The organism is Candidatus Niyogibacteria bacterium CG10_big_fil_rev_8_21_14_0_10_46_36 (assembly GCA_002772995.1).
GTDB lineage: Bacteria > Patescibacteriota > Minisyncoccia > 1-14-0-10-42-19 > 1-14-0-10-42-19 > 1-14-0-10-46-36.
Map to the genome: position 1 here is coordinate 1 of PFCO01000008.1, position 21,852 is coordinate 21,852.

Annotated in this window: 29 protein-coding genes and 2 tRNA genes; 21 read left to right on the forward strand and 10 right to left on the reverse strand. The window is 45.9% G+C overall.

Annotated elements, in window-relative coordinates; all coding sequences use genetic code 11:
• The 5 genes from COU47_03055 to COU47_03075 form a co-directional block, all read right to left on the reverse strand.
• Positions 1-347: hypothetical protein (locus COU47_03055; protein PIR69325.1), on the reverse strand; the 347-nt coding region annotated here is incomplete at its 3' end.
• Between the two features lie 11 nt (positions 348-358).
• Positions 359-940, reverse strand: a complete 582-nt coding sequence (locus COU47_03060; GenBank protein PIR69326.1) for a hypothetical protein — start codon at positions 938-940, stop codon at positions 359-361.
• Between the two features lie 64 nt (positions 941-1,004).
• A complete protein-coding gene (locus COU47_03065; protein PIR69327.1) occupies positions 1,005-1,238 on the reverse strand; it encodes an NrdH-redoxin in 234 nt (77 codons plus the stop codon).
• Between the two features lie 24 nt (positions 1,239-1,262).
• The gene (locus COU47_03070) at positions 1,263-2,318 is read right to left on the reverse strand and encodes a hypothetical protein (GenBank protein PIR69328.1); all 1,056 of its coding nucleotides are present in this window, start codon (positions 2,316-2,318) and stop codon (positions 1,263-1,265) included.
• Positions 2,319-2,322: 4 nt separating this feature from the next.
• Entirely contained in the window at positions 2,323-2,619 is a 297-nt protein-coding gene (locus COU47_03075) for a hypothetical protein (GenBank protein ID PIR69329.1), read from the reverse strand.
• 91 nt (positions 2,620-2,710) lie between these two features.
• On the opposite strand from COU47_03075, the gene COU47_03080 reads away from it, so the two are divergent.
• Genes COU47_03080 through COU47_03090 form a run of 3 tightly spaced genes read left to right on the forward strand, consistent with a single transcriptional unit; the run spans position 2,711 to position 4,191 of the window.
• Positions 2,711-3,103, forward strand: coding sequence for a DoxX family protein (locus COU47_03080; protein ID PIR69330.1), 393 nt, complete (start codon positions 2,711-2,713; stop codon positions 3,101-3,103).
• A 6-nt stretch (positions 3,104-3,109) separates the two neighbouring features.
• The gene (locus COU47_03085; GenBank protein PIR69331.1) at positions 3,110-3,874 is read left to right on the forward strand and encodes a hypothetical protein; all 765 of its coding nucleotides are present in this window, start codon (positions 3,110-3,112) and stop codon (positions 3,872-3,874) included.
• 8 nt (positions 3,875-3,882) lie between these two features.
• On the forward strand, positions 3,883-4,191 hold the full coding sequence (locus tag COU47_03090; protein PIR69332.1) for a hypothetical protein: 309 nt from the start codon (positions 3,883-3,885) through the stop codon (positions 4,189-4,191).
• 120 nt (positions 4,192-4,311) lie between these two features.
• Here the strand turns inward: COU47_03090 and COU47_03095 are convergent.
• Positions 4,312-4,385: transfer RNA gene (locus COU47_03095), tRNA-Gln, on the reverse strand.
• A gap of 101 nt (positions 4,386-4,486) precedes the next feature.
• Between COU47_03095 and COU47_03100 the strand changes: the two genes are divergently transcribed.
• The 12 genes from COU47_03100 to dnaX all read left to right on the forward strand — a co-directional run bounded on the left by COU47_03100 (position 4,487) and on the right by dnaX (position 13,926).
• Positions 4,487-4,762: a hypothetical protein gene (locus tag COU47_03100; GenBank protein PIR69333.1), complete on the forward strand. Its 276-nt coding sequence runs from the start codon at positions 4,487-4,489 to the stop codon at positions 4,760-4,762.
• 37 nt (positions 4,763-4,799) lie between these two features.
• Positions 4,800-5,885, forward strand: a complete 1,086-nt coding sequence (locus COU47_03105; GenBank protein ID PIR69334.1) for a hypothetical protein — start codon at positions 4,800-4,802, stop codon at positions 5,883-5,885.
• Positions 5,886-6,057: 172 nt separating this feature from the next.
• On the forward strand, positions 6,058-7,053 hold the full coding sequence (locus tag COU47_03110) for a hypothetical protein (protein ID PIR69335.1): 996 nt from the start codon (positions 6,058-6,060) through the stop codon (positions 7,051-7,053).
• A 288-nt stretch (positions 7,054-7,341) separates the two neighbouring features.
• Entirely contained in the window at positions 7,342-7,983 is a 642-nt protein-coding gene (locus COU47_03115) for a hypothetical protein (protein ID PIR69438.1), read from the forward strand.
• On the forward strand, positions 7,937-8,407 hold the full coding sequence (locus COU47_03120; GenBank protein PIR69336.1) for a hypothetical protein: 471 nt from the start codon (positions 7,937-7,939) through the stop codon (positions 8,405-8,407). Before COU47_03115 ends, COU47_03120 begins: the two co-directional genes overlap by 47 nt.
• Before the next feature lie 19 nt (positions 8,408-8,426).
• Positions 8,427-8,852 (forward strand): hypothetical protein, encoded by a 426-nt coding sequence (locus COU47_03125; GenBank protein ID PIR69337.1) that lies wholly within the window; start codon positions 8,427-8,429, stop codon positions 8,850-8,852.
• Complete coding sequence (locus COU47_03130; GenBank protein ID PIR69338.1) at positions 8,833-10,107, forward strand: hypothetical protein; 1,275 nt, start codon at positions 8,833-8,835, stop codon at positions 10,105-10,107. The genes COU47_03125 and COU47_03130 overlap by 20 nt, the downstream gene beginning before the upstream one ends.
• Before the next feature lie 48 nt (positions 10,108-10,155).
• Complete coding sequence (locus tag COU47_03135) at positions 10,156-10,377, forward strand: hypothetical protein (protein PIR69339.1); 222 nt, start codon at positions 10,156-10,158, stop codon at positions 10,375-10,377.
• Between the two features lie 38 nt (positions 10,378-10,415).
• A complete protein-coding gene (locus tag COU47_03140) occupies positions 10,416-10,628 on the forward strand; it encodes a hypothetical protein (GenBank protein PIR69340.1) in 213 nt (70 codons plus the stop codon).
• 74 nt (positions 10,629-10,702) lie between these two features.
• Positions 10,703-11,896 carry a hypothetical protein gene (locus COU47_03145; protein ID PIR69341.1) on the forward strand — a complete coding sequence of 398 codons (1,194 nt, stop codon included), beginning with the start codon at positions 10,703-10,705 and terminating at the stop codon, positions 11,894-11,896.
• Between the two features lie 68 nt (positions 11,897-11,964).
• A complete protein-coding gene (locus COU47_03150) occupies positions 11,965-12,669 on the forward strand; it encodes a hypothetical protein (GenBank protein ID PIR69342.1) in 705 nt (234 codons plus the stop codon).
• Between the two features lie 15 nt (positions 12,670-12,684).
• Complete coding sequence (gene dnaX, locus COU47_03155; protein PIR69343.1) at positions 12,685-13,926, forward strand: DNA polymerase III, subunit gamma and tau; 1,242 nt, start codon at positions 12,685-12,687, stop codon at positions 13,924-13,926.
• A 32-nt stretch (positions 13,927-13,958) separates the two neighbouring features.
• Here the strand turns inward: dnaX and COU47_03160 are convergent, their stop codons facing one another.
• The 3 genes from COU47_03160 to COU47_03170 form a co-directional block, all read right to left on the reverse strand.
• Complete coding sequence (locus COU47_03160; protein ID PIR69344.1) at positions 13,959-14,234, reverse strand: hypothetical protein; 276 nt, start codon at positions 14,232-14,234, stop codon at positions 13,959-13,961.
• Positions 14,235-14,246: 12 nt separating this feature from the next.
• Positions 14,247-14,320: transfer RNA gene (locus COU47_03165), tRNA-Gln, on the reverse strand.
• Between the two features lie 44 nt (positions 14,321-14,364).
• Entirely contained in the window at positions 14,365-15,831 is a 1,467-nt protein-coding gene (locus tag COU47_03170; GenBank protein ID PIR69345.1) for a hypothetical protein, read from the reverse strand.
• A gap of 127 nt (positions 15,832-15,958) precedes the next feature.
• Between COU47_03170 and COU47_03175 the strand changes: the two genes are divergently transcribed.
• The 4 genes from COU47_03175 to COU47_03190 all read left to right on the forward strand — a co-directional run bounded on the left by COU47_03175 (position 15,959) and on the right by COU47_03190 (position 19,420).
• On the forward strand, positions 15,959-16,900 hold the full coding sequence (locus COU47_03175) for a hypothetical protein (GenBank protein PIR69346.1): 942 nt from the start codon (positions 15,959-15,961) through the stop codon (positions 16,898-16,900).
• 51 nt (positions 16,901-16,951) lie between these two features.
• Positions 16,952-18,163, forward strand: a complete 1,212-nt coding sequence (locus tag COU47_03180; protein ID PIR69347.1) for a hypothetical protein — start codon at positions 16,952-16,954, stop codon at positions 18,161-18,163.
• Between the two features lie 107 nt (positions 18,164-18,270).
• Entirely contained in the window at positions 18,271-18,636 is a 366-nt protein-coding gene (locus COU47_03185) for a PadR family transcriptional regulator (protein PIR69348.1), read from the forward strand.
• Positions 18,626-19,420, forward strand: coding sequence for a hypothetical protein (locus COU47_03190; protein ID PIR69349.1), 795 nt, complete (start codon positions 18,626-18,628; stop codon positions 19,418-19,420). The genes COU47_03185 and COU47_03190 overlap by 11 nt, the downstream gene beginning before the upstream one ends.
• Before the next feature lie 335 nt (positions 19,421-19,755).
• On the opposite strand, the gene COU47_03195 is transcribed toward COU47_03190, so the two are convergent.
• Complete coding sequence (locus COU47_03195; GenBank protein ID PIR69350.1) at positions 19,756-19,995, reverse strand: hypothetical protein; 240 nt, start codon at positions 19,993-19,995, stop codon at positions 19,756-19,758.
• A gap of 166 nt (positions 19,996-20,161) precedes the next feature.
• On the opposite strand from COU47_03195, the gene COU47_03200 reads away from it, so the two are divergent.
• Positions 20,162-20,422 carry a hypothetical protein gene (locus COU47_03200; GenBank protein ID PIR69351.1) on the forward strand — a complete coding sequence of 87 codons (261 nt, stop codon included), beginning with the start codon at positions 20,162-20,164 and terminating at the stop codon, positions 20,420-20,422.
• 119 nt (positions 20,423-20,541) lie between these two features.
• Positions 20,542-21,462, forward strand: coding sequence for a hypothetical protein (locus tag COU47_03205; GenBank protein ID PIR69352.1), 921 nt, complete (start codon positions 20,542-20,544; stop codon positions 21,460-21,462).
• The last annotated feature ends 390 nt before the right edge of the window (positions 21,463-21,852 follow it).

A 21,852-nucleotide genomic window follows, 5' to 3' on the forward strand; every position in this document is an offset into this window, starting at 1 on the left:
ACTCTACCTTGCGCATAGTTGGCAAAATGTCTATATACCCAATTCACTTCTCCATCATATTCCTCCACAATTCTTGTTAGTGTGGGATGAAGTCTAGCACAAAATGAGCAGTTAAAATCTGAATATTCAATAACAGTAACTTTGGCATCAGTAGCGCCACGGATATGATCATCCTCACTTGGCATTCTGAATTCACCTGATGGCTGTGCACCTGTGTTATTAGCGTTATTGTCACTCGCTACTGTTCCATTGTTGTTGCCAGTAAAAAAGACTGCTCCAGCAATTAAAAGTCCCGCGGCAATAATCGCCAACGGTACTCCATATCCATTTTGTACATTTGTTTGCATATATTTACGTGTTAAAAGCCACCATGGCCTGTTTGTACACCACGCACCTTTTCTGGTCCGCGGTTGTCATATCTTTTAATAAAATCACTGACACGGCCTTCGTCCACGACACCATTTTCTATATCAAACGTATCTACTCGTCCCCAGGCAACCAGTGAAATATCGCCCTCGTTTTTTGGTCGCGGCGACACCACAACATATTGACCAGCAAATGATTCGAGGTCGTCAATTATCTTCTGATCAAGATCGGGAAGGTAGGCAATCCAAATATCTCCATGTTCAAGGTTATGGATTACTCGTTCATCAGGAAGTGGTTCATCGTAAAAACCACCACGAGCTGGTGAGGCATAATGCCAACCAGAAGACGGAGGATTTGAATTATATTCTGGGTGTTCTGCACCATCCGCAATATGGTCACGTCCTTGTATGTCATATGCCACACTGAAGTCTTCTCCGTCAGGACCAGCTGTTTGTGCAAGCAAGAATAAGCCATATCCAATAGAAACTACGACAAGGATCCACAGAGCATACTTTGTAAATGATTTCTGTAGCCTTACTCGTTTAGCTTGTGTGCGTTCTTTCTCCCGCGCCATTTCACGCTCCTGCTTTTTTTGTTCGTAATTTTTTTTGGTTCTTCCTCCATATCTATCTCTTTAATTAAAGCTCAAGTAACGACTTAACTTTTGGTTCATCAAATCCTACAATCATTTCATCATCAATAAAGATAACCGGTACGCCCATCTGGCCACTTTTTTGGACCATTTCCTGTCTCTTTTCAACATCACTTGAAACATCGTGATCAGTGAATTCGATATTATTCTCTTTAAAAAATTCCTTGGCTGCGTGACAGAAGTGACAGGTTGGTGTTGAGTAAATTGTTACGTTTTTCATATATATTGTTTTTATTAGTAATAATTACTTGTAAAGCTCGGTCTCTGGATGTACCGCAAGCCACGAGAACCAAAAGCCTGGTATTGAGGCAAGCGGTGCTCCGTCTGCGGTAAATGTTATTTCTCCAGAATCGGTTTTGCTGACTTTAATCTCACGTCCGGCAAATGTGTCAGCTATCGTGCCGGAAAGCGCATCATCATGGTATGCCTTAAACGCTCCATCAATCTCTATTCCGTGCACCAATGCTTTTGGATGTAGCCGTGTGTCACTGAATGTTGCGCCGAAAGAAACTGACTCGCTGGTGTAATAATCGCCGTATGGATCACGACCATAGTTCCGAGCAGCTCCAGTATCTTGTGAGAGTACTTTTGTATTGGGATGCACTTCCTTCCAATCCCCGAAACGAACCACATCAGAACGAACAATTGGGAGTTTTTTTCCTGTGTGTACACCGAGAACTGCTTCACCGAGTACTTGGGACCAAAGAGATTCGTTTTCTTCGCTTCCAGCTCGGTTGTACATTAAGAGATTCGATTGCCACAGCCGCCCTGATACCCCAAACTCTTGCACTTCGCCATCAACCCGTCGTTCAAACACAATGCCGGTCGCACACAAAGGACAATATGTTACTAATACTGGCTCACCGGCAATAGTGTCATTTACGATCTCATGCCAAACGAGAATGCTGTATGGGTAAAAACGACTTTCGCCACCCACAGTTAAGCCAAGTCCCGGGTCACTGTTGTTAAGAAACGTGGCTTCAGAAACCGAAATAAACTTAGGGTCATCAATAGAAGGAATGCCGTCTTTACCAGGACCACCAGAAAGGATTTCATTCAAGGGGATAGAATGTTTAACCCCATCTGTTACTAAAATGTCTCTTTGTGTTTGCATTGTTTGTATTGAAGAATTAACGGATGATGACTCCTCTAGATTCTGCACCCCACTATTTTCTTGCTGTTCTTGTTCATTTAAGAAAGTAGTCTCACCACTCGGGAGTGGAAACACCCTATTCTGAAAATACCAAAAGCCGAGTGCTCCAAGTGCGACAATTATGATAATGATGAGTGAGTATTTCATAAAACTATTTTAAAGATTCAATTACTTTAGCGACCTTTTTAGTAAGAGGGGTGTCTGCAGGCAAATAACACTTCTTCTTTCCCATGCGGATACTCTTTACGACCCCACGGGCTTCCAAATATGCCAACTGATGCGATGTGGCTGACTGGGTTATACCGACATTCTCAGACAATTCGTTGACGCACAAATCTCTCTTTGTGGAGAGTAGTAATTTCATTAGATCGTAACGATTGGTATTTGAAAGAATCTTCATAACCACTCGAGCAGTATCACCTTTAGTATTATATGATGATTTTGACATATGTTCATATGTTATACACAAGCGTTTCTTCTGTCAAATTTTATATCTTGATATACTGGTAGCTGTATATTATTAGTTAGCTTTCAATACTATGGAAATCACATTACTTGTTGGGCGTATCATTTTCGGAGGTTTTTTCTTCATGATGGGAATGATGCACTTTAAAAATTTGAAGGATATGACCGCATACGCAGCATCCAAAGGCACTCCTGCCCCAGCATTAGCCGTTGCTGGTTCCGGCCTCCTTATTCTTCTTGGTGGTCTTGGAGTTATTCTGGGTACGTATGTGGATATCTCACTTATTCTTATTGCCATCTTCCTATTTTTTGTAACGCCAAAAATGCATCAATTCTGGAAAGAGACTGATCCAAACGTAAAGATGATGGAGATGCAACAGTTTTTGAAGAATATGGCGCTCCTCGGGGCAACGCTCGTATTGTATGCTCTTTCTTCTTCAGGGTGGCCATTAAGCATTAATTTCTAACGCATTATGAAAACATTTACACAGATACAAAAAGCAGATAACAAAACTCACGATAACCCAATTGTGTTAGTACACGGCTCATGGGGATCGTCAGCAATGTGGATGGGCTATACGCAGTTCCTTACTTCAAAGGGCTGGGATGTATATGCGCTTGATCTGCGCGGACATGGGAATAGTGAGGGCGAAGTTAGAGGAGCAACGATGAAAAACTATGCCGATGATATTGCTCAGGTTGTTGCGGAAAATGATCTTGAGAACCCAGTTGTTATTGGTCACTCTATGGGAGGTCTTGTGGCACTTATGTATGTTGCGGAGCACGGAGCAGAAGCTGTCGTTGCTATTGACCCAAGCCCAAGTAAAGAAGTACAGGGTGAAGGTGAAAAGAAAGATTACCCGGAGACATATTCACCTATGGACGCAGGAATGCCTACTGACCCGATGGAAGTTATGAAAGCACTGCCTGATATTCCGCAAGAAAAACTGATGAAGATGAAAGAGATGCTCGGTATGGAATCTGGTGTTGCCAGAAGTGAACGCAAGCTTGGTATTGGAATACCAAAAGAAAGACTCACCATGCCGGTATTGTTCGTTGGCGGTGAACTTGGTGAATCAGTACCATTTGGTATCGGTATCGAAACCGCAGAAGCTATGGCTGACTATTACCAAAAAGATGTTATAGAAATAAAAGGAGCGACACATCCAGGTATTCTTATTGGCGAGCATGCCATGGAGGCTGTTACTCAAATTGAAGACTGGCTTTCAAAGCAGTAATTGATTGTATGTATAATCCTCAGAACCTTCACGAGTGTGAGATCGAAAAGAAACGAAACCCTCGGAGAATTGTTGATGGTCTTATGACTGCAATCGGTGGTGTCGCATCTGTTTCAAGCATCCCACAGGTAATAAAGATTTACGAAACAGGGACAGTGTCAGGTATTTCTCTTACTACCCAACTAGTCGCACTATTTGCAGTCTGTTCCTGGTTTTTATATGGTTTGTATATTCACAATAAACCACTTGCGATAACAAGCGGTTTATCAATTCTAGTACTGGCCACGGTAGTCGTTCAAATATTTATTTATCAATAAGCCCATAAAAGAAAAACCACCCTATCGGGTGGTTTTTCTTTCTGGCTACTGCTCTCAGCAGGTATGCAATTTTTGGAATAGAAACTGGTGATTTGACCCGTCTCGGTCACTCTCACTAGTTGGCTGCGGGACTAGGATTCGAACCTAGGTTACTTGATTCAGAGTCAAGCGTCCTACCACTAGACGATCCCGCAAGTATAATTACAATACATAAAAAATATTTCTTTTTCAATCGCAGTTGACTTTTCGGGATGTATTGATATTCTTTTATAAAGCACAGTTCTCTGGGAGGTGTATGGTGAAAGAAAAAAAAAGGAAAGAGACGATGCATGACGAAAAGTGCCCGCCGCTTGCAGGAGTTGAAGAGGTAATGATGGAAACACTGGATGCAGCAGAACCCATGACCGGCACGATGCTCCACGCCATACTGGAGGAGCGAGGGTATTCTCAATCTGTCGTTAATGAGCATTTGTGGTCGCTTATTGACCGGGGATACATAGAAATGACTGATGACGGCAGGTTCATCAAACACGAAACACCCATGCAAAACGCTTCATGCGATTTTGTATAAATAAAAACGAGGCACATGCCTCGTTTTTTTATATGGCGTGTGGTATATTGCTCATATGAGAAAGATATTTATTGTTGTTCTTATTGTAATGGCGGCAGCACTTGTCGGGTACTATTTCGGCTTTGATATCGGATTTGAGCGCGCAATCAATCTTTTTAGGGGAGCAGATGACGGAATAGCAAGTACGCGCACATATACAAATAGCGATGTCGGCTTTTCGTTTTCGTACCGGTCCTCTCCGGACGGGTATGTAGAAAGCCACATTCCAAGCGACGACGCATTCGGATTTAAGGGCGGGGTCATACTATACAAAGAAACCGACTGGAATGAATTGCAGGCAAGCGATATCCCCCGCGAAGGTCCCCCAGGCATTATTGTTGAAGTATTCGAAAACCCCGGCTTGTTTTCAGCGCGGGAGTGGGCGACAGAAAACCCCCGTTCCAATTACGGACTTTCTTTTGATGGAACGGTGCAGGACATTATGCAAGACAGCGTTATGGGCGTTCGGTATTCTTTTGACGGGCTGTATGCTGCAGAGGCGGTTGTGTTTGTATATAACGAAAACATCATCATGATGACTGTTTCGTATTTTGAAAAAAATGACGGCCGCATAGATGATTTTAATGCGTTCCTTGATACTCTGATGTTTGGCGGCATAGAAACATTTGAAGATTGCGTGCGCGCGGGCTTTCCGGTGATGGAGAGTTACCCTCGCCAGTGCCGGGACGACAACGGAAACATGTTTACTGAATTTGTCGGCAACGAGCTCGAAAAAACGGACCTTATCCGTATTGATTCGCCCCGCCCCAACCAAGGTATCACAAGTCCGCTTACGCTCACGGGAGAAGCGCGCGGTGTCTGGTATTTTGAGGCGTCGTTCCCCATTATCCTTACGGATTGGGATGGACGCATTATCGCCGAGCATTACGCAGAGGCGCAAAGCGAATGGATGACCGAAAACTTTGTTCCATTTGAGGGCGTGCTTGAGTTTGAAAAGCCGTATAGCGATATGGGGACTATTCCCGATTTTATGAAGCGCGGCACACTCATACTCAAAAAAGACAATCCGTCCGGACTCCCCGAGCACGATGACGCGCTCGAAATACCAATTCTGTTTGAGTAATATACAACTACAGAGGGGTTTAGGGTGGTGACGGGCATGTTTCTTCGTGAACGAAATCTCTAGTAGAATGACCACAAAAACAACCCAAAGGGGTTGTTTTTGTGTGGCTTGACTGTTTCAGCATTTTCTTGTACACTTGTTATTAAATTCATTAAAAGGAGGTGTTTGTTTTATGCGGAAGAATATCATTTTTTCTGTATTGGTTTTGTGTCTTGTGTTGGCTGCGATTAGTGCGCGTGCTGCAACGACATGCCAATTTGAGATATCGGGCGATACCATGTCTCTTACCGGAAGTTGTATGACCGACGAGACTATATTTGTTCCCGACGGCATGACGCTTGATTGCGGCGGGTACGAGATAATCGCCGTTGACCCGTTGGTCGGGGCATTCACCGGGGCGGTAATCAAAAACGGTGGGACAACTGCCCATGTAACGCGCTGCATCGTCAGCGCTGTAGATCTGCAAAACGCCTGTAAGGGCGGGGATGATAGATTGCGTGGCATTCTGTTCGAGGGCGCATCCGGTTCTATTACACAGAATTCGGTAGACAACATTAATAAGGGAGCGTCGGGTTGCCAGGAAGGGAATGCGATAGAAGTACGCAATGCTCCGTTTGACGGTACGCATCCGGACACGCAAAGTGTTGAAGTGGCTCATAACCAAGTTACCAATTGGCAAAAGACCGGCATAGTGTGCAATGGTGATGTGTATTGCGATATGCGTCACAATGCTGTCGGGGCTTCAGCTACCCAGCTAAATCTTGCAGCAAACAGCATTCAGGTAGGATTTGGCGCAACCGGCATCGTCGAGCACAATTATGTGGAAGGCAACCAATGGCTTGGCGCATCTGATTTTGGAGCGACTGCCATGCTGTTATACGATGTTGATGGAGTGATTGTCCGCCAGAACAACATTCGCGGCAATGCCGATATCGGTATCTATGGCTTTACGACGAATTCCATCATCGACAACAACAGAGTTTTTGATGACGATACGATATACTCGGAATTCGGAGAACAGCACGGTGACTTCGGCATCATTGACCTGGGAAGCGGGAATGCATTCACAAACAACAAGGTGAAGGATTTCACGGATCCGTATTACGGCATTGAGGGAGGAAAGAACAAGGCAATCCCCGGTCCTCAAAAAGAGAACATTTTCTTTTAGTTCTTTAGACGAAACAATATAAAATACACGTATTAAGACAAAACAGCCCTACGGGGCTGTTTTTATATGAGCAGAATGCAATTGAGTACGCGTTTGTTTTGATATATACTGTAAAAATACTACTATTAATTTTCTATACATATGGCTGACGGACAATTTACGCCGGAGAGCAATATGCCTCCGACTCAAAACCAAGGTGAATTATCAAAAAAAGAACGCCGCGAACGGCGGAGACAGGAGCGCAAAGCAGAGCAGCGTTCAGCCCAAAAAAAAGGAGGCATGAAACGGATGCTTGTGTGGGTTGGGGTTGTCGCCGCGATAGCACTTGTGATATATGGCATTGTCCTCGGTGTTCTCAAAACTGCGGAAAATTCTCCGGTGCCGTCCTCGGTAGACGCAATATCCGAAACCGATTGGGTAAAGGGGGAGCGCACCGCACCCGTTATTGTGGTTGAGTACGGAGACTTTCAGTGTCCTGCGTGTAAGGCGTATTATCCGGTTGTAAAATCATTAAGTCAGGAATTTTCAGGCACAGATGTTGCGTTTGTGTTCCGGCACTTCCCGCTGCGGTCTACGCATCCAAATGCAGAAGACGCATCGCGCGCCGCACAAGCATCGGGTCTTCAGGGTAAGTTTTGGGAAATGCACGACTTGCTGTACGAGCGGCAGGATGATTGGGCAAGGGTCCGCAATCCGAATGATATTTTCAAAAAATACGCCGAAGAGATTGGTATTGATGTTGCGCAATTTGAATCCGACATAGATAGCGATGCGGTAAAGAGCGCAGTAGATACCAATCTGTCGGGAGGTCTGTCGGCAGGAGTGAATTCTACGCCGAGCTTCTTTATTAACGGAAATTATATCTCTAATCCTTCAAGTATTGATGAATTCAGAGCACACATCACAGATGCCCTCGGTACTTCCTCCTAAGTGGGTTCTTATAGTATTCGCGCTTGTAGCATTTATTGGGTTTATAGATGCGGTGTATCTTACGGCTGTCCATTTTTTGGGGCAGTCTCCCGGGTGTTCCATACTTGAGGGATGCGAAGAGGTTACATCAAGCGAGTACGCAACTATTGGCTTTATACCGATATCGCTTTTTGGCGCGGTGTACTATTTGTTTGTGTTTTTGCTTACCATTCTTGCACTTGATGGGGGAAAGCGCGGCGCACTTATCGCCGCCATTATTACCACATGGATAGCGTTTGCGGTTACCTTAGTGCTCGTATTCCTTCAGGTGTTTGTTATTAAGGCTCTCTGCCTCTATTGCATGGCATCTGCGTTAACCACAACAATCCTTTTTGTTATGGGTCTCGTCTTGCTACAATATAAGAAAGGCCGATCGCTTTCATAATTAGTATTCATATATTTATATGTTTAAAACCATATCAGTTTTTCTTTTGCGTGTTGGGCTCGGCAGTCTCTTTTTTTACGCGGGCATCACAAAAGTCATGAATCCCGATTGGAGTGCCGCAGGGTACTTGGCAAATGCCAAAACATTCCCATCTTTGTATCAATGGCTTGCATCCGCGGGCAACATCGGATGGGTGAATTTTGTGAATGAATGGGGGCTCACGCTTATCGGCGCGTCATTAATCCTCGGCATTTTTGTACGATGGTCAGCATTTGCAGGAATTATAATAATGCTCTTGTACTACTTCCCAATCCTTCAATTCCCGCATGTCGGAGACCACTCCTACATTGTTGATGAACACATTATCTACTCGCTTGTGCTTTTGGTATTCATTGCCATCAAGGCGGGGCATTCTTGGGGCATAGATGGGCTGCGTTCGAAATAATAGCGCATTAGGCAAAATGTTTTCTTCTATACAGAAAAGAACAATCCCTCTTTTTTTGGCCGGCATACTTTTTGCCGGCCTTTTGCCTGTTTCGTCCCTGCACGCGCAAACTATCGATGTTGCAGGACTGATTGATCTTTTAGAAAAGCAAATAGCGGCTCTTCAAGAAAAAATAGCGGAATTAGAAAATGTGTCCGGCGGAGATGCCACCCTGGAAACATTCGGCGACATTGGGTTTTTTCAATCGTATCTTGAGCGGGGAATAATGAGCGATGAAGTAAAAGATTTACAGGAGTTTTTGGGAACGCTTCCCGGCATATATCCAGAGCATATTATTTCCGGTTATTTCGGTCCGCTTACCGAAAGCGCAGTCAAGCGGTTCCAGGCAACATATGACATAGAAACACTGGGTGTGGTGGGGCCGAAAACCCGGGCAAAATTAAATGAGCTCTTAAGGCAGGGGCAGCAAAAGGTCCCTCCGGTGACGACGCCAAGCTTGGGCGGAAGTGAACCAATAGACACAACGCCCGCACCGGAGGAACAGCCGCAAGCAACAATGCCTCCAAGCAAACCCGTCGAATTGCCAACACCGGCGTCATTTCATTTAGAACCAAAGCCCAGCTATGACGAAGCGGTTCTCGCGCAAAAAATACATGATCTTGTAAATAATGAACGGGCAAAAGCAGGCCTTGCGCCGCTCGTATGGGATTGGCAGATAGCGCAGGTTGCATTTTTGCATAGCGCAGACCAGGCGCGCGATAATCAGGAGCTTACCGATCCTGATATTCTTTGCAACTATCCGCTTATCCGCCACGAAGGGTTCTTGTTCGGGTATTCGTTAAAAGAGCGTTTTGATAACAAAAACCTTGCGTTCAGAAGAGGTGGAGAAAATATCGGAATCCTTTCTGCGGTAAAAGATCTTGTATACCAATTTCCGCAAGATAATCCTCCTGCAGAATGCCCGGATATCCCGACATTCCCAGTAGGTGACGGTACGCAGGAAGAACGCACGGCACTCTATCAAAGCATTTTTCAGCAATCACTTGAAGCAGTACGCGGTGCCGACCGCGGTATTGTGTGGGTAAATCGTTCTTGGCACTCGGCGGATGAGGTGGCGGTGCGCATCGTTGAGGGGTGGATGAATTCTCCCGGGCACAAGGCAAACATCTTAACGCCATATTTTGATAGTGATGGTATCGGTGTGGTTGCGGTAAATGACTTTTTTGTTATTACACACGATTTTGTCGACAAATAGCCTTTTGGTATAATAAACATATACAATTATTAGTAATTATAATGATGTATGGCAATATTTGATTTTCTTAAAAAGAAAGAAGATGCCCCGAAGGCTGGAGTGCCGGTAGATGGCCACATGTACACATGCCAAAAGTGCGGCAAGCAAAAAACAAAGGCCGAAGGCGTGTTTATGCTTGAGGGCTCAACATTTTGCTGCAAGGAATGTTGTGGCGACCCCGCAAAAGGCGAGCATAAAGAGAAAAAAGATGGCGTGTGCGAATTTTGTTAGCTCGTAACTATTATTGATTTTAGTATCGCTATAGTACTATGTGGAAAAATTGGATTTTAGGAGTGCTTGGACTGTGGGTCATTCTTATGCCATTTTTGGGCATGCCGCCTACGCTTATGCGCACCATTTATATTGTGACGGGTATCGCAATAGCGGTGCTTGGGTTCTGGTCGGCGACTGCAAGGCATGGTCACAGCGATGATGATCTTCCTCCGCAGCACATGGAACAGCGCTTTCCTCCGCAGCAGTAAATTGTGCGAATTGGATTCTTGCCTGATAAAGCCCTTTGTTAAGGGCTTTATTTTATAGTAGGATAGAACTAACAATGAGCGCGCTCAAAAAACATCATTGGCTAGGAATCCTTTTTGTATTAGGCGGTATATTGATTGCCGTTATTTTATTTTCTGCGCCCAGTAAATCAGAGAGTCCTGTGTATATAAAACAAAACCAGGCCGAGGATATGAAAAACGAAACCGCAAATATTGATGTAGCGACAGATAGCGGACCAAAAAAACCAACTCCGCCTCCTCCCGTCTATGTGGCGACACCTGAACCGCTTAAGGCAATTTATATGACAAGCTGGGTTGCGGGCACTCCAAGTTGGCGCAAGGATCTCATGCAGTTTATTGATGAATCTGAGGCAAATGCCATTGTTATTGATGTAAAAGACTATACCGGCTATGTTTCTTTTGACACTGACAACCAAGCCATCCAGGAGCTCGGTTCAATTGAGAACCGCATTCCTGATATCCAGTCGTTTATCCGGGAACTGAATGACCGGGGTATCTATACCATTGCGCGTATCAGCGTGTTCCAAGACCCGTACTTTGTAAAACAGCGCCCGGATCTTGCGGTAAAAACATTGAATGGAGCCGTTTGGAAAGATCGCAAAGGCATCAGCTGGGTAGATATGGGGGCGAAAGAATATTGGGACTACATTGTAGAGATCGCTAAGGCATCGCACGAAGTCGGTTTTGACGAGATTAATTTTGACTACATCCGCTTTCCATCGGATGGCAACATGAAAGACATCTCGTATGATTATTATGATGAGGTTAATGTAACTAAGGCGGAAGCGCTGGAACAATTCTTTGCGTATCTTTCTCGAGAAGTAAAGCCGTTGGGCATACCGATATCCGCTGATCTTTTTGGTATGACTACCTCCAATTACGATGACTTAGGCATCGGGCAGGTGCTTGAGCGCGCAGCTCCCCATTTTGATTACATAGCGCCCATGGTGTATCCGTCGCATTACCCTCCGACATTTATTGGTCTTGCGAGTCCTGCGCATCACCCGTACGAAGTGATTTATTACGCAATGACCAAGGGCGTTGAGCGTTTGATTGCTGCGAGCTCTTCTCCGTCAAAGCTCCGCCCATGGATACAGGATTTTGATCTGGGGGCAACATATGATGCCGCAATGATACGCCAAGAAATGCAGGCAGTGTACGACGCCGGACTTACCAGCTGGATGTCGTGGGATCCGTCGAACAAATACACCAGGGATGCGTACCGATAGGCATTTCCATTTTCCTTCGGTTTGCGTTATAGTGGTCTCTATACATTATTAATTCATATTTCATACATATGACGGAAGAAACTCAAGAAACAAAACAAGAAGTAAAAAAAGCAGGATTTTCTATTTCAACACCGGTTGCAATTATCGTTGCAGGATTATTTATTGCGGGTGCGGTTATCTATGCAAACAAGACTCCCCAGCAGCCGGCGCCAAATGGAGGCCAGCAGCAATTAAGTGCGAAAGAAGTACAAAAAATATTAACGGTGCGTGATGACGATTATATTTTGGGCAATCCTGACGCGCCGGTAACATTTTTTGAATTCGGTGATTTTGAGTGCCCCTTCTGTGCAAAATTCCACGCAGAAGCATGGCAGGACATTGTTGCAAACTATGTAGACACAGGGAAGGTCCGGGTCATCTGGAGACATTTTCCGCTCAATTCTATTCATCCGTTAGCACAACCCGCAGCGGAAGCTTCAGAGTGTGCGGGCGAGCAGGGCAAGTTTTGGGAATACCATGATGGTGTCTACGAAACGCCGAGCCTTACCGCATCAGCGCTTATTTCTGTTGGGCAGGATATTGGTCTGGATATGAACGCGTTTCAGGCATGTCTTGAAGCGGGGACATACAGCCAGAAGGTGGCCGACGATTTTGACTTAGGACGGAAAGTAAATGTTACCGGGACCCCGACATTTTTCATCAATGGAAATCCGATCATAGGCGCGTTGCCGTTTTCAGACTTTGAGCCGGTTATTGAGCAGGAATTACGGTAAGTATCTTTTTCATCTTTGCTAGAGGAGAAAAAACAGGGCATGTGCCCTGTTTTTTCTTTCCCGTTTTTTTGTGGTAATCTAGTAAGGATGAAAGAGGAATTTGTACTCTATCGCAAATACCGGCCGCAGCATTTCAGTGAAGTATTTGGCCAAGAGCATATCGTAAATGTGCTCTCAAACGCTCTTCTGCAAAAGCGGATTGCGCACGCCTATCTCTTTTCTGGCCCGCGCGGTTCGGGCAAGACCAGCATCGCACGCATCTTTGCGCGCGCGGTAAATTGCGCTGTTTTAGCTCGTCCGGAGAACGATTCGTCAAAACGGGCATCCCGTATAAGTCCGCAAAGCTCCGGCGGAAAAACTCCGCCATGCAATGCGTGCGAATCATGCAAAGCATTCATGTCTGGGCAAACGCTCGATTTGATAGAAATGGACGCCGCATCAAACCGGGGGATTGAGGAGGTGCGTGCACTTAAAGAAGGCGCGCTTACGCTGCCTTCGCAGGGTGTCTACAAGGTGTATATTATCGACGAGATGCACATGATGACGGCGCCCGCATTCAATGCGTTCTTAAAGATACTCGAAGAGCCGCCCGCGCATGTCATATTCATTATGGCAACAACCGAGCCCGAAAAAATTCCGGACACGATTATTTCGCGCACGCAGCATTTGCATTTCCACGCGTTACCCGAGGCAACGGTAACGAAAGCGCTTGCGCATGTCGCGAAAAAAGAAGGTTTTACGATAGACGCTGAAGCAGTATCGCTCTTGTCCTTTTTGTCAGAGGGCTCGCTCCGGGATGGATTGAATTTATTGCTGCAGGTACAGGGGATTGCAGGGAAAACCGTAACCGCAAAGCATGTCCGCGATGTGTTCGGGGTGCCTGCACGCGAGCTTGTGGAGGGCCTTATGGATGCTATTTGCAGCAAGAACGCGGATGCCGCAGCGCACGCCATATCCGAAATGAGCAAAATATCCGTTTCGTATGATGTTTTTTTACAGCAAACAATCCGCAACTTCCGTTTTCTGCTTTTAGCGACCCTTGACCCGAAGTTCTCCGATAGCATGAAGGGTTTGATAGGAGAGCAGGAGTTTGACTACATTGCGGGGAAGAGAGGAACATTGACGGGAGAGGAATTGCGTACGATTCTTGCGACGCTCCTGTATACGGCAAATGTGCATTACCAAAGCCCGTACCCATCATTACCCTTGGAGCTTGCGGTATCAAAAATAATGTCTGTGCTTCTGCGCACGGCATAAAAAAGAAGGCGCTGCGCCTTCTTTTTAATTTATCATTGTTTTATTTTATTATTCTCCACCGGGAGAATTTTTTTATATAGCCCCCATGGCTGTGTCCATCCGCGCGTTTTCCACCGGAAAAGGAAATGTACGCAGATGCTTATAGCGAATAGCGCAAGAAATACATATCCGGTAACCGATAACCCTTGCCACGCATATACAACGCCCGCTATCCCGGATATTACAATATATTTGATAATGCGAAACGCGCGCGATTGTCCGCGGATGACAATGTATTTTTCTTTTTCGTACACATCTCTAAAAGCCATGATAGTTCTCCTTTGCTGTCGGGCTTGGATTCGAACCAAGATTAACGGCTTCAAAGGCCGCTGTCCTACCATTGGACGACCCGACAATATTAAAAATGATAATAGAAATAACGCCGTAAATCAATCGGGCTTATTTCAACACGCTCCACATAACGGGGTCTTCGCCTCCGTCAAATTTAAAGACGGCAACTCCCCGTACGCCGAGTTTTCGTGCGAGCGCAACTTTGTCTGCAATCGCTTGTGCATCGCTCCATGAGAGAAAATTAAACGATACAGCTCCTGTCCCCGCATTAGCGTTATGTACGATAAGCGAGTTTTCTATGGTGTGCCGTATTGATTCGTCTTCAGGGGGTGCTACTATCGCAAGCGTTTTTGGATCATAGGTAAGCCCCAGCTCTCCTGCGCTGTTCCGGATGGGAGAAACATTAAGAGCTGTTGCAATATCCGCCGCATAACCGGGATTGAACGGCCAGAGTACTTTGTATTGATATTTTTCTCCGAAGATAGATGTTACCGCATATTCGTACCCGTATGTAGGTATGCCGATTATCAATTTGTTTCTTGAGATGGTCTGCGCGGCAAGGGTAACGAGTGATTCCACCCAGTCAGTATCGGCTACGGGAGCGTAGGGGGCGCTTCGTAAGCCGTTTAAAACCAAATCTATTGTGCCCTGGTCGTACGCCATTATCTCCACACGGTCACAGTATTTATTCATCTCAACATAATCGTTCGCGTAGTCAGTCGCGTCCCCGGGGATAGTTGCCCCCGGACTATAGCGGTGCTCAAGGGGCATGCGTGCTTCTATTGTGCAGTACACCCATTTATTCCCCATGCGCTGATAGAGTCCGCGCAAAAATGTAGAAAAGTATGTTATTGTGTCATGCCGTTTTGCTTCAAAATCTATATCAATGCCGTCAAAGTCATTTTCTTTTACAAGTTGCGCTATTTCGTCTTCAAGTGCTATCCGCTTTTGCGTGTTGCTTAGTATTGCGTGTATCGAATCACCGTTGCCCCACATAATTGTCGGGACAACTCGCACATTATTCCGTTTTGCTTCAGCGATAAAACTCTTCCACGGCTCTTCGTTAATCTTTGCGGTGTCGGCAAGCGTGCCGTCGCTTTTGACGCTGTAACCGAACGGCATTATGCTTGTAAGCTGCGGGAGATGAGGCAGCACATCAAGCGTTCCGCTTGCAGCGCGCCAGTAGGGAATCCATCCGCTAAATTCAAACGGACCCCGTGCAGCGGGAGTGAGTTTTGCGGGATTGATTGTTGTCGGATTGTCCGCAGCAGCTCCCACTGACGCAAGGGCGGCCCGTGTCTTGGGACCGACAACGCCGTAGCCGGTTGTTGCAGACGAGCCCGAGCAAACCACATTATGGTCGCATTGGAATGTCTTGACTGCAGTGTCCGTGAGCGGCCCAAAATATCCTGTTGATTTTCCTACAGCAAGATATCCGAATGAAATAAGCTGCTTTTGGACAGAGACAACATCGTCTCCCGAAACACCATACGAAAGGGAGCGTTCCGCGGCAGACGCCCCCGGAGGTACCAGAGCCAAAAGTCCAACGAACAAGAAAAATGCGATGCGTTTCATGTTCTTATAATAGCAGATTTTTGCTTGATTAGATTGGCTCTTGTAGCTCTACGGTTCCCGCGTTCGCCGTTGAAATAGAACACGCAATATGTCATACTAGCGTCTATACTATTAGTTACTAAAAGGTATGAAATATATTATATACATGTTTGTGCTTGCCGTTGCGTTCGTTTTTAGCGTTACTAGCGCAGGCGCGGCAAGCGATTATTATTTGAAAATAGGCGACATTAAGGGCGAGTCTACTGATACAAAAGGCGAGGCGTCAATGGAATTTCACATTCAGGCAGTACGGGTAGGTTCTGAAACAGAGATAGAAATAGAGAACGAGATGGAGGAAGAACATTCCGAAGACGAAAGCGAAAATGACGATTCAATGAAAGAAGAGCGTTTTGAGCAAGATGGCATGATGAAGGGGGATGACGATTCTGATAGTGCGGATGACGCGACGATGGAGGATGAAGACGATGATGATGGCCAGACCCTTCGCGGCGTATACATTAAACTCGGCGATATTAAGGGGGAATCAAGCGGCAGTGGTAATATGAACGCGACATTCTTTTCTGATTCGGAGATTCGCGTATCGGGAGTAGAGGTACGCGGGTGGGACCCGGTTCTCAAGGAAAGCGTTAGGGGTGCTGCGTCAGGAGTTCCGGAGACAACAGAAGAGCTTGCTGTGCTTGCGGCATCTGCGGTGTCCGAGGATGAAAACCTTGAAAGCGTTTCGTTAAATTTTGAAAAGATAACTTGGGAGTATAAATCATATGGCAAGCTTCTTGGGTTTATCCCCGTGTCTTTCACAAAGACCATAACCGTATCAACGGATCCCGAGACAACAGGTGAAGTAAAAGTAAAATTTCCATGGTATCGTTTTCTGACACGCGTTGATGTATCAGGAAAAGAGCTGGGGCAGGAGATAAGCTCTGCGTTTAAAGGTGAGGGCATCGCGGGGCTGAACCCCGAACACGAACCGCCGACAATTGAAACGCGCGCCCGCATTTTTACAACCATCTCAAATGTGCTCAAAGCACGCCATGAAGCAGCAATGGGCTCCATACGGAATATCAAATAAAGCACCCGATATACAAAACAGTTCCGCTTTTAGCGGAACTGTTTTTGCGTTATGATATGCGTGTATGTAAAAACGGGCATCGCTCCCGTCATTATCAGCTATCTATTGTATATGAACAAAAAACTATTGTTATCAGGGTTTATTGCGGCAATGATTGCCGTACCCGTAACGTTGCACGCAGCGGATTTTTTCCCGCATGACCGTGACAGCAAGAACATGCAAAATGTCTTTGTTGCGGGAGCGGAGGCCTTTCATAATTTATATGTTGCAGGCGGCTCAGTTACCATCGCACAAGACATTTTGGGTGATCTCTTTGGCGCGGGCGGGAGTGTGAATGTTGCAGGGAACACCGAGAAAGACTTATTTGCGGCAGGTGGCATTGTGAATGTTACGCGCCCGGTAGGCGAGGATGCGCGTCTTGCAGGCGGCACTGTTTCGGTTGATGCGCCCATTGGAGGCGATCTTCTCCTTGCGGGAGGAACGCTTATTCTTACCAATTCCGTACAAGTCGGAGGCGACTTATGGGCGGCAGGCGGCACGATTACTTTTGGGGGAAATGTTGCGGGTGAGGCTCGCATTGCAGGAGGCGAAATATTTATTAATGGGACAATCACAGGGCCGGTAACCATAAAAGCCGAGCGCTTGTCATTCGGCTCGCAGGCACATGTTGCAGGTCCTATAACATACCGCGGCGTAAACGAAGCGGTTATCCAGAGCGGTGCGGATGTTGGTGTAATAGATTTTGAAAAGAAAGAAGCGCGGGCAACGGGTGTGCGTGATGCTTTCAAGTTCAGCTTGGGCGCGTTCTTTTTTGCAAAACTCCTCATGATGATTGTTGTCGCGCTCCTTCTCATTAAATTTTTCGGCAAAAAAGTATCAGGCGTTGTTGCGTCCTCATCCGAAAAATTCTGGAGCAATCTCGGCATCGGTGTTTTGGGGCTTATCGCAACTCCCATTATTTCAATCATCCTTATGGTGACAGTATTGGGCGCGTTTGCGGGCATCCTGCTCTTGATAGCATTCATCTTCTTTGTGCTTATCGGGTGTACCATCGCGTCTCTCTTTATCGGGCGTTTGATAGAAAAGCTCCTTAAGATGAAGTTTGATTCGCGTCTTACTTGGAAAACCGTTCTTATCGGTATCATGGCAGGAGCTATCATTGGACTTATCCCGTTTGTCGGGTGGATTGCGATGTTTGTTTTCTACGCGATAGGGTTTGGGGCTATGCTCCGGGCGCTTCGTGGAACACTTGAAGCCTCATAACAAGAGAAGTACAAAAACACCCCGCAAAAGTGGGGTGTTTTTTGATTGGCGTACCGCGTATGTCTCTACCTATTGACATATATCCGTAACGGATATAATATAAAAACATGATAAAAAAAGAAACAATCTATACGCCCCTTACCCCTGCCGTGCTCCATATTCTTCTTGCGCTTTCTATAGAGGATCGCCACGGCTACGGCATTATGAAGCAAGTCGAGATTGATTCGCGGGGAAAGGTAAGCATGGGGCCGGGCACACTGTACGGCTCAATAGGCCGCATGATTGATGCCGGGCTCGTACGCGAGAGTGACAAAAAGACAGACCCCGACATGGATGATGAGCGGCGGATTTATTACACAATAACCGGTCTTGGCAAAAAAGCGCTTGCGGCTGAACTAGAACGCTATCGCGAAGTAGTAGCGGTTGCAAGGCAGCAGCGGTTTTCTCCTAACACCTTTGTGTATGTCATCTAAGAGCGCGTCACAAAAATATCGGCGTTGGTATGCGGCATTGCTCCGCTTGTATCCGGCATCGTACCGGGTGCGCTTCGGCGAGGGGATGGAGCAAACATTTAACGACATTCTCCGCGAGCGTGCCGGCGAAGAAAAAGGATTGTTTGTTTTTATGCTTTGGATGTGCGTCGAAACATCCGTGGGCATTATTAAAGAAAATATAACAAATGTGTTTATGCGAACAACCACAAAAAGACTAAGTATCTGGGCTGTTGCCGTATCATTCATATTATCGATACCCCTTGTGTTAACTCTTCTGGGCAGTGGCACAGCAGGAGAGGGGTGGCATTGGACATTGCCTGATTTTGTACTCATTGGAGGCGCCCTATTCAGCATTGCGCTCGCATATGAATTAATAGCAAGAAGGACAAAGATAACAGTGTACCGAGCAGCTTTCAGTCTTGGGCTTGCGGGAGCATTTCTCCTTTTCTGGGTAAATGGTGCCGTCGGCATTATTGGAAACGAAGGCCAGCCTGCCAACGTGCTGTATGGCGCAGTATTTGTAGTCGGTCTCGTTGGCTCTCTGGCATCGCGCTTTCAGCCAAAAGGAATGGCGCGCACATTGTTTGTGGCAGCGATTGTTCAAATGCTGGTTCCGGTAGCGGCACTCATTATCTGGCCGTCTTCAGCAATCTCCTGGTCTCCGAGCGTTCTCGGCGTGTTTATTCTCAGCGCATTCTTTGCCGCATTTTTTCTTGTATCTGCCATGTTGTTCCAGCGTGCAGATGCTCTGGCATCAAAATAGAAGATTTGCTTGAGAAAAAAATAACCCGCATATCGCTCTCTGCGATACGCGGGTTTTTGATTATCTTTTTTTCGGCGGTGTTTCCTTGTTGGGCTTCTTGTTAGAAGTTTTTACGGGAGACCGTCCCTCAAATGCTTTCAAGAAGCGTTTTTTTTGTTTCACCTTTTTAGATCCTTGAAAAAATCCTGATCTCATCTAATCCTCCTCCCCGAAGATTAATCTGTGTAAGACAAAAAGTACCAGCATCGTTACTGCTATAGTACCTCCAAGCGAAGATACGATAATCCGGAAGTTATATAACACTATTCCATAGTCATCCATTATCTTCCTCCTTGTTAGTATGGTGGTCTTGTGCCCCCGCTTCTCCGCGGTTTCGGTTCCATAATATCTTTTATTTGCTCATGAAAATCACGCGACGAGGTTCGTTTTGGCTTCCATGCGTACCCATATGGGTATGTGGGCGGTATCGCATTCATGATTTTGTCATAGTTGCTTGCAAAAACGAGCACTAATGTCATGAATGCAAATACTATGACAAAAATAAAAAGAACAAATACAACGACATCAACCCTCATTGTCTTTTCTCCTGTATTTTTTCAAATATTCTTAGTTGCAATCATACCTTATTTTTAAGGGAAAGTCAATCCCGTTAAACGCTGGTAAAAGCGAGCAGAGTGTCTCATTGACAAAAATTATTTTATATGCTACTTTGCTTTTAACTTAACAAAGGAGGAAAGTCTGTTGGCAAAAAATAGGCTAGAAACGCACATAACGAGTTATACATATATAAACAGCTATGGGTCCACGCTTACGGTAGATCCTGCCCCCCGTCCAAAAGGCAGGATGGACGATATGACCACCGAGGATTTCGAAAAGAGATATAGAGCAGAGGGCGAGGCGGTCGCGGACCACTTACGGCGCACATTCTGCACAAGAACCCTTGCAGAGACAGTAAAAGCACTTCAAGAAAATCATGACATACGAATGATGTCGCAAAAGTAGCTCTAAAAAAGACAGCCATAAGAATTACACCCTCCATGCCGTGGCATGGAGGGTTTTTATTTTATAGAGCACAAAAGCATGCTATATTTGAAATGCTTATTATTTAGCACGCTTTTATTATGAAAACATTTCTACTTCTTATTATCATTGCGGGTGTTGTTATTGCGGGGGGGTTATTTTTCTTCGGGAAAAAGGCAGACATCGGCGAAGCGCCGATGGGAGCCGCAAGCCCGAAAGACGCAACCTACATTATAGAGGACGAATCAGTAACGCTTACGGACGGAGTATCAGAGGTGTATGCTATCGAGGGCTCGGCCGCAAAAACAACCACGCGCTATTTTGGAAACGAGGTTTATCACGACTTTAACGGAGACGGCAGAGAGGATGTCGCGTTTTTGCTTACACAAGAGACGGGCGGTTCGGGCACATTTTTTTATGTGGCAGCTGCTCTTAACACCGAAAACGGCTATGTCGGGTCCCGGGCGCTCTTTTTAGGAGACCGCATCGCTCCGCAATCAACGCATATGTCTACAAACCCACGCCAAAAAAATGTTATCGTTGTAAATTACGCTGACCGTGCGCCTGATGAAAGCTTTACAGATCGGCCTTCTGTCGGCAAAAGCATATGGCTTATACTGAATACCCATGCAATGCAGTTCGGGGAGGTAGTCCAGGATTTTGAGGGAGAAGCAAATCTTTCAATGATGTCTTTGGATATGAAAAAGTGGCTTTGGATGCGCGCGGACTTCAGCGATGGGCGCGAGATAATACCAAAAGAACCGACGGCATTCACAATCTCATTTTCTGATGACAGTACATTTTCTGCGACAACCGACTGCAACTCTATGAGCGGCTCGTACGAGACGGATCAAAACACTATCATGTTTAAAGATATCGCCATGACAAAAATATATTGCGAAGGCTCTCAAGAAGGGGATTTTGCGCAATTCCTTACGGATACCATAAAGTATCACTTTACTTCCCATGGCGAACTCATTCTTGAGCTTGCGTCCGGCAGCGGAACAGTAACATTTCGATAGGGAAAAGTTTTAAAGCAGCGAACAAACAGCCCGCCACTTCTGTGGCGGGCTGTTTGTGTAAAGGAAATAATCACCGTTCGCTTGAGTGCTATTGTATGATGCGTACAGTGTGCTATAACAAGGAGGCACTATTATTCACATATATATATGGCAAAAAGAGACACGGGGCTTAAGCCTCACATCAAATCAAAACGCTCGCACAAGACAAAAAAGAGACTCGCCATCAAGAAACAAATGCTTGAGGCGCTTGCGGCAAAACGGCGCCGCAAATAAACGGGAGCTTTTGCAGAACAAAAATAGCGCGTCATGCGCTATTTTTTGTGCCCTTCGGCCCGAGTGCCTATTGTACAAATCGCCATGTGTGCTATAATGGATAAACACTCGGATTTT